Source organism: Gammaproteobacteria bacterium (assembly GCA_028817225.1).
Taxonomy (GTDB): Bacteria; Pseudomonadota; Gammaproteobacteria; order Poriferisulfidales; family Oxydemutatoraceae; genus Oxydemutator.
In genome coordinates this window covers 1-16,217 of the sequence record JAPPQC010000027.1, presented here as the reverse complement: position 1 = coordinate 16,217, position 16,217 = coordinate 1, and the positions used below count along the sequence as shown (strand labels likewise).

Annotated in this window: 6 protein-coding genes; 3 read left to right on the top strand and 3 right to left on the bottom strand. The window is 65.1% G+C overall.

The genetic code is table 11. The annotated features are described in order from the left end of the window. Positions 1-3: 3 nt before the first annotated feature. Positions 4-1,176 carry a SpoIIE family protein phosphatase gene (locus OXU50_03645; protein ID MDD9868973.1) on the top strand — a complete coding sequence of 391 codons (1,173 nt, stop codon included), beginning with the start codon at positions 4-6 and terminating at the stop codon, positions 1,174-1,176. A 27-nt stretch (positions 1,177-1,203) separates the two neighbouring features. Here OXU50_03645 and OXU50_03640 read toward each other — a convergent pair whose 3' ends face one another. After that, on the bottom strand, positions 1,204-1,623 hold the full coding sequence (locus OXU50_03640; GenBank protein ID MDD9868972.1) for an ATP-binding protein: 420 nt from the start codon (positions 1,621-1,623) through the stop codon (positions 1,204-1,206). Positions 1,624-1,779: 156 nt separating this feature from the next. Here OXU50_03640 and OXU50_03635 point away from each other — a divergent pair, with 156 nt between their 5' ends. Continuing rightward, positions 1,780-3,057, top strand: a complete 1,278-nt coding sequence (locus OXU50_03635; protein MDD9868971.1) for an aminotransferase class I/II-fold pyridoxal phosphate-dependent enzyme — start codon at positions 1,780-1,782, stop codon at positions 3,055-3,057. A gap of 41 nt (positions 3,058-3,098) precedes the next feature. Here the strand turns inward: OXU50_03635 and OXU50_03630 are convergent, their stop codons facing one another. Next, positions 3,099-5,042 carry a transglycosylase SLT domain-containing protein gene (locus OXU50_03630; protein MDD9868970.1) on the bottom strand — a complete coding sequence of 648 codons (1,944 nt, stop codon included), beginning with the start codon at positions 5,040-5,042 and terminating at the stop codon, positions 3,099-3,101. A gap of 84 nt (positions 5,043-5,126) precedes the next feature. Continuing rightward, on the bottom strand, positions 5,127-14,912 hold the full coding sequence (locus OXU50_03625) for a hypothetical protein (GenBank protein MDD9868969.1): 9,786 nt from the start codon (positions 14,910-14,912) through the stop codon (positions 5,127-5,129). A gap of 580 nt (positions 14,913-15,492) precedes the next feature. On the opposite strand from OXU50_03625, the gene OXU50_03620 reads away from it, so the two are divergent. Continuing rightward, a complete protein-coding gene (locus OXU50_03620) occupies positions 15,493-16,116 on the top strand; it encodes a hypothetical protein (GenBank protein MDD9868968.1) in 624 nt (207 codons plus the stop codon). The last annotated feature ends 101 nt before the right edge of the window (positions 16,117-16,217 follow it).

Genomic DNA, 16,217 nt, shown 5'->3' with positions numbered 1-16,217 from the left:
AAAATGGCTTACTCAATGCTGTATGTGGACGATGAACGCGACCTGGAGGACATCGTAAGGCAGCGCCTTGGCAGGCGCATTCGCAAGGGCGAGATTGACTTCCACTTCGCCGGCAACGGCGTCGAGGCGCTCAAGGAACTGGCCGCGCACCCCGAAATCACCGTCGTGTTTTCGGACATCAACATGCCGGAGATGGACGGCCTGACGCTGCTCAAGAAAATCCTTGAGCTCGGCCTGCCCATCCGCACCGTCATCGTCTCGGCCTACGGCGACATGGAAAACCTGCGCCACGCGATGAATGTCGGCGCCTACGACTTCATCGTCAAGCCGATTGACTTCCGCGACCTCGAGGCGACCCTCGACAAGGCCATCGAGGAGATCAAGAAAGAGGAGCAGGCGCGCGAGACCAAGGCGACGCTGACCCATCTGCGAAACGAGATGGACTATGCGGGCCAGTTGCAGCGCCGCATCCTGCCGACCATTTTCCCCGAAAGCGAGCAGTACAAACTGTTCGCCAAGACGCTGGCGGCGCAGGAGGTCGGCGGCGATTTCTACGACTTCTTCAATCTCGACAGCGACCTCATCGGCTTCGCCATCGCCGACATCTCCGGCAAGGGCATGCCGGCGGCGATCTTCATGGCGGTGTGCCGCACGATACTTTTCGTGTCCGCCGCCTCGCTCAAGGACCACCACCCGATGGTGACCGTCAAGAGAACCAACGCCCTGCTCAGCGAGAAAAACCCCGAGATGTTCTTCGCCACCGCGTTCTACGGCACCCTGAACCTGAAAACCGGGGCGCTGCGCTACTGCAACGCCGGCCACCTGCCGCCGCTGCTCATCGGCGCCGGCGGCGAGATCAGCGAACTGCCGTGCTCGCGCGGCGTGCCGCTCGGGGTGGAGGGCGGCTTCTCGTACGACGAGGGCGAATACACGATGAAGCCCGGCGAGATGCTGTACCTGTTCACCGACGGCGTCAGCGAGGCGCACAACGCCGCCAGCGAACTGTATTCGGAGGCGCGCCTGAAAAAACTGCTGGAAAAGGAAGGCGCCTCAGCCGACCCCGTCAAGATCGTTGACGCGGTGTGGAACTCGGTGGAGGAATTCCGCGGCGAGACAAAACGCTACGACGACATCACGCAACTGGCGATTCAATACACCGGCCCGGCGAAATCGTAGCCGGCGCCGCGCGGCCCCCCGGCGCGCTCAGCCGAACTTGCAGCGCAGCGTGACGCAGTTGCGCCCGTCGTCCTCGCGGTAACTGACCTCGTCCATCAACTCCAGCACCAGGTGAATGCCGAGGCCGCCGATGGGGCGGTCTTGCAGTTCTTTCTCGACGGAATCGGGCGGCACGCGCTCAAGCGGATTGAACAGGTTGCCGTTGTCGAGGATGACGACATCAAGCCATTCCTCGTCGGAGCGCCCGGTGATGGCCACCTCGACCGCGCGGTCGCCGCCGCCGCCGTGCTGAAAGGTGTTGAGCACAAGTTCCTCGACCGCAATCTCCAGTTTGGAAATCACGCCCTGCGGAACCTTGCGGTCCTGGAGTGTGCCGGACACCTTCTCAAGCAGCCCGGTCAGTCCCGTGCCGCCATCCTGCGCCGTGAAATGGAATATCTGCTCCATGGGCTTGCCCGAAGTACCGGGGCATTATACAAAACATTCGGCAACCGCGCCCGCAGGCGCGATCCGCCGCCCCCGGCGCGGGTTTTATGGACTTTCGGCGGCCCGGGCCGTATAATGCGGAAAACGCCCGAAAACCCCTACTACGGTGAAAAAAACATGAAAATAGAGACCATAGCAGTCCACGGCGGCTACCAGTCCGAGCCGACCACGCGCGCGGCGGTCACGCCCATCTACCAGACCACCTCCTACACCTTCGAGGACACGCAGCACGGCGCCGACCTGTTCGACCTCAAGGTCGAGGGCAACATCTACACGCGCATCATGAACCCGACAACCGCGGTGCTGGAAAAGCGCGTCGCCGAAATGGAGGGCGGCATCGGCGCGCTGGCGCTGTCGTCGGGCATGGCGGCCATCACCTACGCGGTGTTCACCATCGCCGAGAACGGCGACAACATCGTCTCCACCAGCCGCCTCTACGGCGGCACCTACAACCTGTTCGCCCACACCCTGCCGCGCCTCGGCATCGGCGTGCGTTTCGCCGAGGACGATGACATCGCCGCGCACATGGACGAAAACACCAAGGCCGTGTTCTGCGAGTCGCTCGGCAACCCGGCGGGCAACATCACCGACCTGGAGGCGATGGCCGACACCTGCCACCGGCGCGGCGTGCCGCTGATTGTGGACAACACCGTGCCGACGCCGTGCCTGTGCCGCCCCTTTGAACACGGCGCCGACATCGTCGTGCATTCGCTGACCAAATACATGGGCGGCCACGGCAGCAGCATCGGCGGCATCATCGTTGACTCCGGGCGCTTCCCGTGGCGCGAACACGCCGCCCGCTACCCGATGCTGAACGAACCCGACGCCTCCTACCACGGCGTCGTCTATACCGAGGCGCTGGGCGAGGCCGCCTACATCGGGCGCGCGCGCGTCGTGCCGCTTCGCAACATGGGTTCGGCGCTGTCGCCGTTCAACAGTTTCCTGGTGTTGCAGGGCATCGAGAGTTTGCCGCTGCGAATTGAACGCCATTCCGACAACGCGCTGGCGGTGGCGCGCTTCCTGAAGTCGCACCCGCAGGTGACCTGGGTCAACTACGCCGGGCTGGAAGACCACCCCGACCACGCGCTGGTCAAGCGCTGCCTCAGCGGCAGGGCCTCCGGCATTCTGAGTTTCGGCATTCGCGGCGGCAAGCAGGCGTGCGCGCGCTTCATTGACGCATTGCAGTTGATTCTGCGGCTGGTCAACATCGGCGACGCGCGTTCGCTGGCGTGCCACCCGGCGAGCACCACCCACCGGCAACTGGCGGCGGACGAACTGAAGGCCGCCGGCGTCACCGAAGACCTGGTGCGCCTGTCCATCGGCATTGAGCATATAGACGACCTGATCGCCGACATTGACCAGGCCCTCGCCAAAACGATGGCCAAAGCCGCCTGAGGCCGGGGCCAGGACCTGAACCGCGCCGGTAGCGGCGCGGTTCAGTGTATCGGCATCAGCGACGCCAGCCGCGTCACCCGCCCCTCAATCTTGTGCTGGTACACCGCCATATAGAACAGCACCGCGCGCACATACAGGCGGGTCTCATCAAACGGTATCGTGTCCACCCACACATCGGGCGCGTGCACCGGCGCGGTCGCAAGCCATCTCTTCGCGCGCGTGTAGCCGGCGTTGTAGGACGCCAGCGCCGGCACCAGGCGCCCGCCGGTCAGGTTGTGCAGGTGTTTCAGATAGGCCGCGCCGAGGCGAATGTTCAGCGCCGGCTCAAGCAGACGCCGCCGCGACGGTCTTCGCAGGCGCAGTTTGCGGGCGACGATGCGCGCGGTTCGCGGCATCAACTGCATCAGGCCGAGCGCGCCGACCGGTGACCTGACCTGCGGCAAAAACGCGCTCTCGCGGCGCATGATTCCGTACAGCCAGTGCTCGGGAACGCCGGCGCGGCGCGCCTCGGCGGCCACCAGTTCGCGCCACGGCGCCGGAAAGCGCAGCATCAGTTCGCCGGTGAAATCGTCGTGCGCCAGCGCCTGCACGGTGCCGGCGGCCCAGCCCCAGTCGCGGCACAGCAGCGCGAGTTTCATGCGCGCCGGCGCATCAAGGCCGTCGAGCAGGTAATTCAACTCGCGGCGCGCATCAAAAGGCCGGCGCAGCCGGAAAAACTCGTGGGCGCGGCGCACCGCCGGCAGGCGCTCAAACGCCGCCAGTTCGCCCGCCGAAAAAGCCGGCGGCGGGCTGTCAAAGCGGTAGGCCGCGCCAATCCGGTCGGCGGCGAGATAACCGTAGTAATTCCGCAAACGCGACAGCGCGCGCCAGATGGCGGCGGCCTCGCGGCGGCGCCCAAGGCCGTGCAGCGCGCGCGCCCGCCAGTAGCGCCACTTCGGGTTCTCCTTCTGCGCGGCGTCCAGCAGCGCCAGCGCGTGCAGCACATAATGCCAGTTGCCGATGCGCAGCGCCGAGCGAATCGTCCAGAAACGCGACTCATCGGTGTGAACCGGCGGCGGCAGCCGAGACAGGTGGTCGTAGGCGATTTGCGGCTCCAGTCGCCACGCCGCATACAGGCCGAAACCGCGCTCCTCGCGGTGTATCCAGTCCGGGTAATCGGCGAGACGGCGCCGGATGGCGGGCCACAACGCGGCGATGCGCGCCAGGTTGTCGCGCTCGTCGCGCTGCGCGCGCAGCAGGCTGTACGACAGAATGTCGCGCATATACGGCGACTCCACCGGCTGGCGCTCAATCTCCTTCAGCGTGCGCAGTGGCCTGCGGCGCGCCTGCTTCAGGCGCCGGTACCATTTGCGCGCGTCGGCGCCGAGGCCGCGCGCAAGATGGTCGGCGAGGCGCATCTTTCTTTTCTGCACAACCAGCAGTATCCGCCGCCACACCAGCATGTCGTCCACAACGCCTTCGCGCCGCGCCCACCGGAACACCTCGTCGCACTCCGACGGCTGCGAAAAGGCCACCAGCCACAGTTCGCGCGCGGCGGCGGCGGCCTCGTCGAGGCGCTTTGTCCGCAGCAGCGACTTCGCGTGCCAGCACGGCATCGCCTTGTCGGTGATGTACGGGCCGTGCTTGTAGTGCTGCGCGAACAGCGCCCAGCGCCCGCGCCGCGCGCGGTGCTTGAGCCAGCGGTGGCGCAGCCTGTCGGCCACCGGCGTGCCGTCGTGGCGTTTCAGGAAGGCGATGACCTGGTCGTCCGGCACGCGCGAAATCCGCCGCGCCATGTCGCGGTAGGCGAGCCAGGGATACAGCGGGTAATCGCGCAGCGCCGCCGAAGAGCGCAGATACGACTTGCGCTTGCCGCGTTTGAGGTCGCGTTCGGCGCGATCAAACAGGACGCGCTGCGCCTCAATGCCGGTCGCCGCGACGGGCGCCGCCGGGATCAGAAGCAAAACCGCCGGAAAACACACCAGCAACTTGCGCGACACACACATCTGTTCAGTTCCGCCGCCGTCAGGCGCGGCTATTGTGCCACCAATTCCGCCGCAACGGGGTGCGGCGGGCTGCCGGGGGTTGAATCAGGCCGTGCGGCGGCGGCGTGTGCGAGGCAGCAACAACAGCAGCAGTGACAACACCGCCAACGCCGCCACACTGAAACTGCCGCTGTGGCTGCGACCGCCGCCTCCGCCAACGGCGGCGGCGGCAGCACGGATGCCGAGCGGATCCTTGATGATGCCGTTGGCCATGCCGTCTTCGTCGTTCGCGCCGCCGTCCACGATATACACCACCAGGCAGGCGTCACCGCCGCGCTTCGCGCGACGCAGCGTCTCGCCTTCGCGGTACGGGCTGCCCGCCGTCATCGTGTCATCCGGGCACGCGCCATCCTCTTGCAGCGTCGCAAAACCGTAGTCGTTTGCGCCTTCCACGCTGAACGGCTCGTTTGAAGGGTATTTCACCAGACTCGCGGCGCTATCATACAGACTGCGCGGCAGCGGGATAATCACACCAGCCGCGCCGCCAACGCGCCCTTCTTCCGTCACTTCCGCATAATCCACGCCGTCAATCTCAAAGTCATAGATCACCGCCAGGTTGCTCGTGCTCGGCGGCGTCTCCGACGCCGAGTATTCGGCGTAGTCGTCCACTTCATCGTTCATCGTCGCCATCGCCAGACGCTCAACCGTCATCTCGCCAAGACGCAACTCGTGCAGCGGCAGCACCGGCCGGATGTGATGCCACGCGCTCGCACCCGCCGTCTCGTCCACCACCACCGGCAGGTGGTCGCTGTTGTCAAAGGCGTCAAAGTCGTCGGCAATGCCGTCGCGGTCGCCGTCACTGCGGTGCGTCGCCAGCGGCGAGGTCGGCGCCACCACCGGGTAACTGTAGGTCGCCGTGGTCACGCCGCCATAGCCGCCCGTCACCACAACCTGTATCGCCGCCGTGTTCGTTCCCGCAGTTCTGAGACCGCCGCCCACCGTCATGTTGAAACGGAAAGCCGCAGGCTCGGCGCCGGACGCGGCAACGAAGTTCATGCTGTCAACCGTCACCGCTCCGTTCAGCGGCGTCGCCACGGCGCCCGGGTCGGTGTCGCCAATGTTGCCGATGTTCTCTATCGGTACTTCCAGCTGATGGGGATCCGTATCGCCGTCCTCCAGCGCAATAACCGATTGGCCGACATCGTTGTTACGGAACAAAAGCCCGCGCCCCAGCACCGGCGGCACCGGCGCGTTGATGCGCGTTACCCGCGTCCGACGCACCAGGCCCAGCGAGTATTGGTTGGATGCCGGATGGTTGGCGCTGAAGCCGGCGGTCGGCGTGGTCGGACGGTAGAGACGCGATGCGCCGCCGCTTTCCGTCAAATCGTCAATCGCCCACACCGCAGAAACCGGTGCGGTGTCCGTCACCGACAGCGTCTGACCGGCGCCGCTCACCGTCGGCCTTGTCGCCGCGGCGCCCCCGACCGGCGTTCTCGACAGCGCCAGCGTCAGCGTCTCGCCCGGCGCAGATTCCAGCCGCGCGCTCACCACCACCGCAGTGCCCGTCGTGAACAGACTCTGCGACACCATGTTCAGTTCCGGTATCCGCTCTATCCTCTGCTCCGGCAGCCTGCTGCCGCCATCCCTCACAAACCAGACGCCGTCCGCAGACCTCGCAAGCCACGCAATCGTGTGCTCCATGCCCGGCACAATGTCGCCCCAATCCACCGCCGCGCAGCCGCCTTCCGACAGCGGTGCGGCGTAGTTCGCCGGAAACGGGCTGTTGCCGGCGCACTGGTAGGTTCCGTCATAACCAAAGGTGTCGCTGCGGTAATACGCCGTTACCGTCGCCGCGCCGGTCGCCGCATAGCCCAAATGCGCCCGCACGCCGTGTTCGCGAATGCCCGAATACGCAACCGGGTTCGGCGTGGCCAGGCGGCTCAGCGAAAACGCCGGCCTGCGCTCCGGCGCAACAGCCTCCAGCGGGTTCTCGCCGATGGCAATCTCTACCGTGTCCGGCATGCCGTCGCCGTCGCTGTCGGTGTTGCCCGACATCGGCAGCATGAACAGCGGGTTCGTCAGCAGCGGGTTGCGCCCGATGGCCGGGTCGGCCTCGCCGTCTTCCACCGCCGTGTCATAAATCGCGTTGCCCGCGATGCGGCGGTAGCCGACATACACATTCGCAACACCGGCGCCAATCGCGCGCTCCAGCGTCAGCGCAAAAGCCCGGCTTTGCGGTATCACACGCACCGATGTCACGCTCAGCGTCGCCGCCGACGCCAGCCCGTTGTTCTCTACCACCGTGAAACCGCGCGCATCCAGCGTCGTCAGGCTCGGCGTGCCGCTGGACGCCGTCGCGCCCGACGGATACGCCAGCACCTTGTAGGCCTCGTCCGTCGTCACCCACAGCGTGCGCTGACCGGCGGCCCAGCCGATGTTGCCCTGCAAACTCGGCGGCTGCGTGTCAAACACCCGGCCCATGTCGTTGTCGGCAATCATGACGCTCGCGGCGTTGGCGTTTGAGGCATAGCCAATCATGCCGCCGCTCGCGGTGCGAAGGCCCACAGGCCCCGCCGCGGCGCCCGTCAGCGTCAGCGTTTCAGTGCCCTCGCTCCGGCTGTCGTCTTGCAGCGTTATCGTTACGCTGCTCGTCGTTGAGTTCGGCTGCACCGGGACGCTGAACACCGCCTCGCCGCGCACGGCGCCCGTCCCGATGCCCGACGGCGCGGTGATGTCAAAGTCGGCGGCGGTGATGCCGGCGCCGCTGAAGGTGTACGGCACGGTAACCGCGCCGGTGCGCTCGCCGCCCGACAGCACGATGTTGAATGTCGCCGTCGCCGTGCTGCTCTCGGTAATCATGGCCGGCGTGGCGCCGTCGCGGGAGATGGCTACAACGATGGCGTCATCGGCGTTGTCGGTAATCCGCGCGCTGTGCGCGGCGGGCGGCACGGCGGCGAGGGAATCGGAGACCGCGAAATTAATCGTGAAGTCCTCGTCGCCCTCGTTCAGGTTGTCAACGGCGGCGTTGACAGTGAAGACCATCGTCGTCGTGCTGCCGAAGAACATCAGGCTGCCCTGTGTGGCGCCGTCAAAGTCCGCGGCGGCGGCGCCTGCCGTCTGTATGCTCCAGGTAACGCCGATGGTCGTCGCCACATCCGGGCCGGCGCGCATCACCGTGAAGACCGCCGGGGCGCCCTGCGCTGCGGCAGGTTCGGCAATCGTGGCGGGCGGGCTGGACAGCGTGAACACATGGTCGGGCGTGTCGTCCGTCCAGGTTACCGTTACCGACGCCTGCGGCACGGTTGAGGTGATGACGCCGATGGCGTAATCCACTTGCTCGCCATGCCCGGAAAGATCCCCGAAGGGGGTCACCACCGGCGGTGTGAACTGTTCCACCACATCGTTTATCCTGAAGGTCAGTGTTGAAGCCTCGTCGCCATCACCCAGCGTGTTTGTGTACGGGATGGTAACGGTTACTGTGCCGGCGGTTTGCGTGCCCAATGCTTCACTTCTGCGTCTGAACTCCAGACTGCCGCCGCCGGAGTCAGCCGGCATGACGCCGGCAGGCCCGTCCAGCGTATAGAGCAAATCAAAGTTTCCGTCCGCGCCATCGGCAGCACCCGTCAGCGTGATGTCAAACTGCACCGACCGGCCTTCGGTAACGGCGTCCGCCGCCGCAGTTACGGTAATCTCAATCGGGTCGTCGTCCGCGATGATGTAGGTCTGCGAAGCGACAACGAAGACAACCTCGCCCCAGGCGCCATCGGCATTCTCGGCACGACCGGTAGCCGGAGAAAAGTATCCATGTGCGCCGGTGCTCTCGGGGTTCAGTCGTGCCCAGTACGTCTCATCCGCCTCGTTCAGGTTGTCCTCCATGAAAGTGTTGAGCCGGAATGAGGCAGTGGTTGCTCCTGCAGGAACCAGCCAGGCGGCATTGAGCTGTGAAATGATGAAAACGTTAGGGGCGGTGCCGGTCCAGAAATTTCCAGTGTCGCGCTCGTTGGTGTCAACAACTTTGTTGTCGGGGTTCGAACGTGTGCTGCTCCCTCTTAAAATCTGAATCCGCGCGAGGAAATCACGGGTCAGTTCCGCGCCGAAATCCACATGCAGATACGCCTGTTCGTCCGCCGGGCCGCTTTCAGGGTGCCTGCCGCCGCCGCTCAGCGTGATTTCCACCCGGTCATCATCGCGGATGCCCCTGACCGCGCCCGTCGTGGTGGGGTTCGTGCCGCTGTCACCGCCGGGGTTGACGGCGCCGACATTCACGGTGAAATACTCGGTGTCTTCATTGCGGTTGTCACCTGCGATGGGCACCGCAAAATCGGCCGTCTCGCCGGTGCCGGAGTTGATCCGGAAGGTGCCCGAAATGCTGTCGCCAGCAAAGTCCTCGGCGGTGGTGGCGGATCGGGTGCTGACAGACGCATCGCCGTGGGTAACAACCCACCGCAGGTCGGCGGCGCCGGTGAACGGGTCGCCGGAGGCGACGCGCGCCCGGTAATCGGCCATGACCGTGCCGTCGGTCTCGTCAACATAAAACTCGCCGACACGCTCCACTCCCAGTGTGCGCACCGTCATCAACTCGGTAATCTGCACCGTAACACTCTGCTCGCCGGCGTTGCCGCTGCGCGCAATCGCGCCGGCGGCGGAGTGGCCGCCCTCGGTCAACCCCACCGTCATCGTCTCGGCCGCGTCGGTGTCGGCGTCGGCGAGAATCTCGATGATTACCACCGCCGAGGTCTGCCCGGCGCGTATGACCACCGTGCGCGTGGTCGCGCCGGCGTAGTCGGCGGCCTCCACATCGCCGCCGATGGCATATTGAACCCTCGCATCGGCGGCGCTGGCGTGGTCCATCGTAATCCGGAACTCGGCGAAGGTGGTTTCCGCCAACTGGTGGCCTGTGGCGGTGCCGGCGTCGGCGCTGATGACCGCGATGCCGGCGGAGATGGCGTCGTCGTCGGTGATGGTGACGGTGGCGGTGCCGGTGCTGGTGGCGGCGGCGTCGGCGGAGACATAGCCTGTCGCGCCGCCGCCGGCGTTGCGCAGGCCCGTGGCGCCCGCCGCGGCGCCCGTCAGCGTCAGCATTCTGGCGGCCTCGTTCAGGTCGTTGTCCGGAAACCGCACATGCACAGGCATCGAATCATTCGCCGCCTGCATGCCGTCGGCGGCAAAGACAACCTCGCCGCCGAGCGCGTTCGCGGCAATGCCGGTGGGGGTCACGATATTGAAGTCGGGTTCGGCAAGGCCGGAGAATTCAAACGGCACGGTAACCGCGCCGGTGCGCACGCCGCCCGACAGCGCAATGTGGAATGTCGCGGCGGCGCTGCTCTCGGCAACCGAAGCCGGCGTGCCGGCATCGCGCGAGATGGTGACCGCAATGGCGTCATCGGCGTTGTCGGTGATGACGGCGCCGTGCGCGCCGGGCAGCGAGACGCCGCCTGCGGACGAGGCGGCGGCGGGGTCAACGCTGAAACGGATTGCAAAACTCTCGGACGGCTCGTTCAGGCTGTCGGCGGCGGCGTAGATGTGGAATTCTTTCGAGGTCTCGCTGCCGCTGAACATCACTCTGCCGGTGGCGCCGTCAAAGTCTTCGGCGACGGCGGCGCCGGTGGTCTGTATGCTCCAGGTAATCTCAAGCGGGTTCGCAAGGTTCGGGGCCGGGCCTCCGCGTATGACGGTGTAGGTCGCCGAGGTGCCCTGCGCCGCGGCGGGTTCGGCAAGAGTGGCCGGCGGGTTGGACAGCGTGAATTCATGCGCGAAGTCCACCCATTGCACGGCAACCGACGCCTGGTTGTCCGGTGCGGACGGGATGGTGATTTCACCGGCGGCGAAGTCTCTTTCCTCTCCGCCTGTTGGATGGAAACCCGAAGGAGATACAATGAACGAATCAGTGGGCTGTTTTACCACATCGGTTACTGTAAGGGTCAGCATTGAAGGCTCACTGCTGCTGCCCCGGTCGTCTGTGAACGGAACAGCGACAGTTACTGTGTCCGTGATTGGCGTGTTGTTGATTTCATCCGCCCGCCTGAACTGCAGGCGGCCATTGCCGGAGTCGCGCGGGGTGATGCCTGCGCCGAGTCCGCCCAGCGTGTAGAGCACATCAAAGTTTCCGTCCGAGCCGCCCGATGCGCCTGTCAACATGACATCAAACTGCACCGACTGGCCCTCGGCAACGGTGGCCGCCGTCGCGGTTACGGTGATGGTAATCGGGTTGACATCCAGCACGGTGTAAGGCTCCAGATTGTCGGGGAAATCAACATCGCCCCAGACGCCGCTGCCGTCGCCGAAACCGTCGGAACTGAAGTCAGAATTGACCGCAATCCAGAACATCTCGTCCGCCTCGTTAACATTGTCGTCGGCAATCCCGTGGAAAGAGGGCGGGGCTGTTAGATCAACGAATGGGGGCGCAAGACCGGCCACCGTGAGTGCCGCGGTGGTTGCTCCCGCGGGGACCAGGAAAAGGGTATGAATCTGCGAACGCCCGATCAGGGGAAGGGGCGTCGCAGAAAGATAGCCATTCCCGGTGGTAAGGTCCGTACCAAGTTCAATGGCATTGTGGGCGGGATTCACGACCGTAGAATTTCTGTCAGGATCTCTAAAAATCAGCAACTGCACAGCAAAAGGAAGAGTCAGTTCCGCGTCAAAATCCACCACCACATCCACATCGGTGCTGCCCTCCGGGAAACTGCGCCCGCCGCTCAGCGTGATACGCACCTGGTCATCATCACGAATGCCGCCGGTCACGCCGTCGCTGGATCGCGTGCCGCTCTCGGCGTCGGCGTCGGCGGCGCCGACCTGCACGGTGAAATACTCGGTGTCTTCGTTGCGGTTGTCGCCCGCGAGCGTGATGGAAAACTCAACCTGCGTTGTCGGCATCGCGGGCATGGTTACGGTGCCTGATACGGCGGCAAAGTCGTTGGCGGCGGTCGCCGAGCGTGTGCTGACGGACGGGTCGCCGGGGGTGACGGTCCACCGGAGTTCGGCGGGGTTGGTGAAGGGCGTGCCGCCGGACGCGATGGCGGCCCTGTACCAGATGGCGGCGTCGCTGTCGCTCTCGGCGATGATGGAAGTCGTGGCCGCGTTGCCGCCCATGCCGTCAAGGAGCGTCAGCGTCAGCGCGCGCGCGGCGGCGAAGGTAATGACTGCCTGCGTGGCGCTCTGCTGGCTGGCCGTGCCGCTGCGCGCAATCGTGCCGGGGGCGGTGTGGTCGGAGTCGGTGGCCGACAGGGTTACCGTCAGGTCTTCGCTGGCGCTGTCGGCGTCGTCGGTCAGCGGAATGGAAATGACGCCTTCGGTGAGGCCGGCGGCTATCGTAATCGTGCCGTCGGTCGTGCCGGTGTAGTCTCCAGGCCCCACATCGCCGCCGATGGTCCAGGCCACGATGACATCGCCGTCGGCGGCGGCGCTGAGGGTTACCGTGAACTCGGCGTTGCGGCCTTCCGGTATCTGAAAGCCGTTGGCGGCGTTGCCGTCGGAGTCAACGCCGCGGTTGGCGATGCTGACGCTGATGGCGTCGTTGTCCTTGATGGTGCGGGTGGCGATGTGCGTTTGCATGTTCGTCGCATCCATCGGATCATTGTCGTTGTTGTCCACCAGCACCGGGTAGCCGGTCTCGGCGGCGTTGACGATTTCCAGAATGATGGTCTCATCGCCCTCGTTCAGGCTGTCGTTGTTCAGCGTGATGCCGAGGCGGTAAACCTGGTTGCCGGCGGGAATCGCGAAATCGCCGCGCCCGGTGTTGCAACTGCCGGGGTATTCGGCGGCGGCGGCGGAGGTGGAATCCGGGTCGTAGCCTGCGGGCCAGGTGTAGTCATATTCCGTCGGGCTGGCCGCCACCTGCGCCGCAGTGCCGCCGGTGGCAGTGCCGCGCAGGCAGTAGGTCAGGGTTGTATCGCCGCGCGCCGCAAACTGGTGGTTGACGAAGCGGAAATACATGGTGTTCGCGTGGTCGCTGCCGGTGTCGGGAGTGGTGGGCAAAGCGATGGCCGCGGCGTCCTCGTTCACATCCTCGGTGGCGATGCCGCCGCCGCGCGCGCGCACCGTCCATTCGGTGGGGTCGTCGTCAATGAAGGTAATCTGGAAGGTGCCGTCGTTGTCGCTGTCGCCGCCGGTTATCTCCCAACTCACCGGCACATCGTGGAAACCGCGCAACTGCCAGGTCTGCACATCATCCACCTCGGCGGTGGTGTCTTCCACGCTGCCGCAGCTCGCCAAGATGATGCAGGTTTCAACATCGTAGTATTTGTTCGTGCGCTCCCACACCGGCATAGCGCCGAGCAGGACGAGGCCGTCGGCTAAGGGCGGCGACTCCAGCCGGTAGTTCTCGGAGAGGGTGGCGGCGCCGAGGTTGTCGGGGCCGTTGTCAAACAGCATGCGGAACTGGGTGAGGCCGGAGGGAACGGTGGTGCCGGCAGCCGTGCCGTCGAAGTGTATGCGCACGGTGGTGGCGGTGCCCTCCCCGGCGGTGTACGAGGCCTGGTCCACGCGCATCCGGATGGGGTCGGAGGCGCGGATGAAGTGGAACTGCTTGGCGCCGTATTGCACGCCGGTCGGCCCGCCGGACAGGGCCACGCTGAAATGCTCCACGCGCTCGGACAGGGTGTCGTCGGTGACGGCCGGCAGGACGCACTCGGCGATGGCATTGTGGGCGGTGCCCATCGGGATGGTGCAGGTGACGCTGGCGGAGGCGAAATCATCGGCCACGGTGGCGGCACGCTCGGACAGCAGGCCCGACGGATAGCCGCTGGTGGCGGTATTGAGGTGGCCTTGCGCCTCGCCGGTGAGTTCGAGGGTGATGGTGGCCGGTGCTCGCAACGCGGTGCTGCCGTCGTCGGCGGTGTAGCGGACGGCGAGGGTGCGGCTGGCTGCAACCGCGCCCTCGTCAATGCCAAAGCCGACGGGAGTCAGGCCGGCCGGTGCAAGGGTGTAGCCGTCGTCGTCGTTGATGGTGGTGGCGGCGGCGGCGCCGTAATTGGTGCCGCCGTCACCGAGAGGGTCGGCCACGCTGACCTGGACAGTGAAAGTTTCATCACTTTCCAATGTGCCATCGCCGATGACGGTGAGCTGGAATGCCTTGGTGGCGTCGCCTGCGGCGAAACTGACCGTGCCGTTGGTTGCGCTGAAGTCGGCGTCGGTGGTGGTGCCGTGGATTACCCTCCAGTTAACATCGGTGGCGGCGCCGAAGGCGGTGCCGGCGCGGGTGATGGTGTAGTCGCTGCTCTGGACATTGCTGTTGGTCTCGGTGATGGTGGCCGGGCCGGTGACGGTGATGGTGCGGGCGTCGTTGGAAATGATGCCGAAGTTTACGCTGTTTGGCGTGCCGCGAGAGAAAGAGGGGGGAGTGGTGCTTGTTTCCACGATGTTGGCGTCCGTAATGCTGAAAAAGGCGGTCTCATCGGACTCCATGTTCGCGTCATCCTCAATGAAGAAGCTCCTGAGGACCTCCGGGTCAGCCACAGTCAGGTTAAAGACAAGGCCGGCGGAGCGCCGGATATCGGTGCTTGAACTGCCGCCGCCGCCGAGATTCAGGGTTACGCTCAAACTGCCGGCTGTCAGGCCGTGGGCGCGAACCGAGACGACGGCATTGTCGCCCTCGGCCAGTTGCAGGCCGGTGCTGGCGGTGCGCCGGTCGCCGTTGTCGCCGGAGATGCAGATGCTGACGGTGCCGGCGGTCACCATGTGGGAGCAGGAATAAGCCTGTGCATTGGCCGCCTGCGGCGCCAGCAGATAAAGACAAAACGCGGCGGCGGTGGCAACGGCGAATCTTGCCGGCGCATGAATCATCTTGCTGACGGCGGAGTTGGCTCCGCGCCCGGCGGCGGCGGTGCGCCCGGCCAGCGCCTGAGCGCCTCGCCGGTCGGCAAAGATGTCAATGCAATGATTTCTCATTTTCATTCAGCCCTGTTTGTTATAACGAATCTCGCGTTTCCCGCCGCAACCTTCGCGGCCTTGCTCGCGGGCGCCCCGTGCAACGAGACCGTTCCGGGCGCGGGCAATTATATCCCGCCCCCGCCGCCATTGCAAAACCGCCGCCCGACAGGCGATTCCGGGCGCGCAAAGGCCGCCGCAACGCCGAAAAATGGCGGCACGGCGCGGGGTGCGGGCGCGGGCGCGGGGTGCAGGAGCGCGGCGCGGCCCGCCTGACCGCCCTGCCCCGTGCCCCGTGTTTTGCCCCTCCATCCCGCGTACGCCGTTCGTCAGAAGAGATTGATTGCCGCTTCATACACTTGGCTGTTTTTTGGCCGGAAAGCGCGATTTTTGGCCGTGCAGGGGCGCTGTGATGTGCTTACAATGAATCCATGAACAACGGCGCATTGACAAATTGTTCGCATCCGGTGGCGCGGCGGCGCCTGGGCCGCCCAACGGTCATTCGTCGGCCAAATGCTACCGCTTGTCGGCTTGCGCGCGCCAAGCCTTGCAAACTCCTCCAAATTGGGTTCTCGATAAATCTTGAACCTTGTTTGGAGGACATCCAATGATGACGACGCAAAAAAAGAAACCGCTGCCCGGCCAGCACCGCAAAGTCGAGCCTCTCACCGAAAAGGTGGAGCCCGTCACGCCGCCGCACCCGCAATTTGAGGTTCTGCAGGAACGCATGAATCATCTTGCAACCAGGGAGCAGATGGCTGCAACCACTATGCAGATGCACAAACTGCACGGGGAAGCCATGGAGAGGATGGCAACCAAGGCGGATATGAACGCAACCGTCGCGCAGATGCACAAACTGCACGGGGAAGCCATGGGGCGGATAGACGCAACCAGGGCGGAGATGCACAAACTGCACGGCGAAGCCATGGCGCGCATGGATGTTATGCAAGCGCACATGGACCACATGGCGACCAAGGCAGAGATGCACAAACTGCACGGCGAAGCCATGGAGCGGATGGACAAACTGCACGGCGAAGCCATGGGGCAGATGGACAAACTGCACGGCAAAGCAATGGAGCGAATCGGCAATGTGGAAACCCGCATGGGCGTAATGGAAAGCGATTTAAAATCCATCAAATGGATTGTGGGCACGCTTGGGGTCGCCATCGTTGTCGGACTCATCACCATAATTGCCGGACTCGCCAAACTCATTTTCTTCCCGGTTGTGTGATTCTGGGCGTTGCCGGGCATGACTGGTTGAGTTGAAAGGGCCGCCCTCAGCCGGGCGGCCCGAATGACAGGCCGGCGTACCATGAGGCGCCCGTTCCGGCG

Excerpts from the sequence above, each read along its gene's own strand:
- OXU50_03645 (MDD9868973.1), top strand. The coding sequence starts at position 4 with ATGGCTTACTCAATGCTGTATGTGGACGATGAACGCGACCTGGAGGAC.
- OXU50_03640 (MDD9868972.1), bottom strand. The coding sequence starts at position 1,623 with ATGGAGCAGATATTCCATTTCACGGCGCAGGATGGCGGCACGGGACTG.
- OXU50_03635 (MDD9868971.1), top strand. The coding sequence starts at position 1,780 with ATGAAAATAGAGACCATAGCAGTCCACGGCGGCTACCAGTCCGAGCCG.
- OXU50_03630 (MDD9868970.1), bottom strand. The coding sequence starts at position 5,042 with ATGTGTGTGTCGCGCAAGTTGCTGGTGTGTTTTCCGGCGGTTTTGCTT.
- OXU50_03625 (MDD9868969.1), bottom strand. The coding sequence starts at position 14,912 with ATGAAAATGAGAAATCATTGCATTGACATCTTTGCCGACCGGCGAGGC.
- OXU50_03620 (MDD9868968.1), top strand. The coding sequence starts at position 15,493 with ATGATGACGACGCAAAAAAAGAAACCGCTGCCCGGCCAGCACCGCAAA.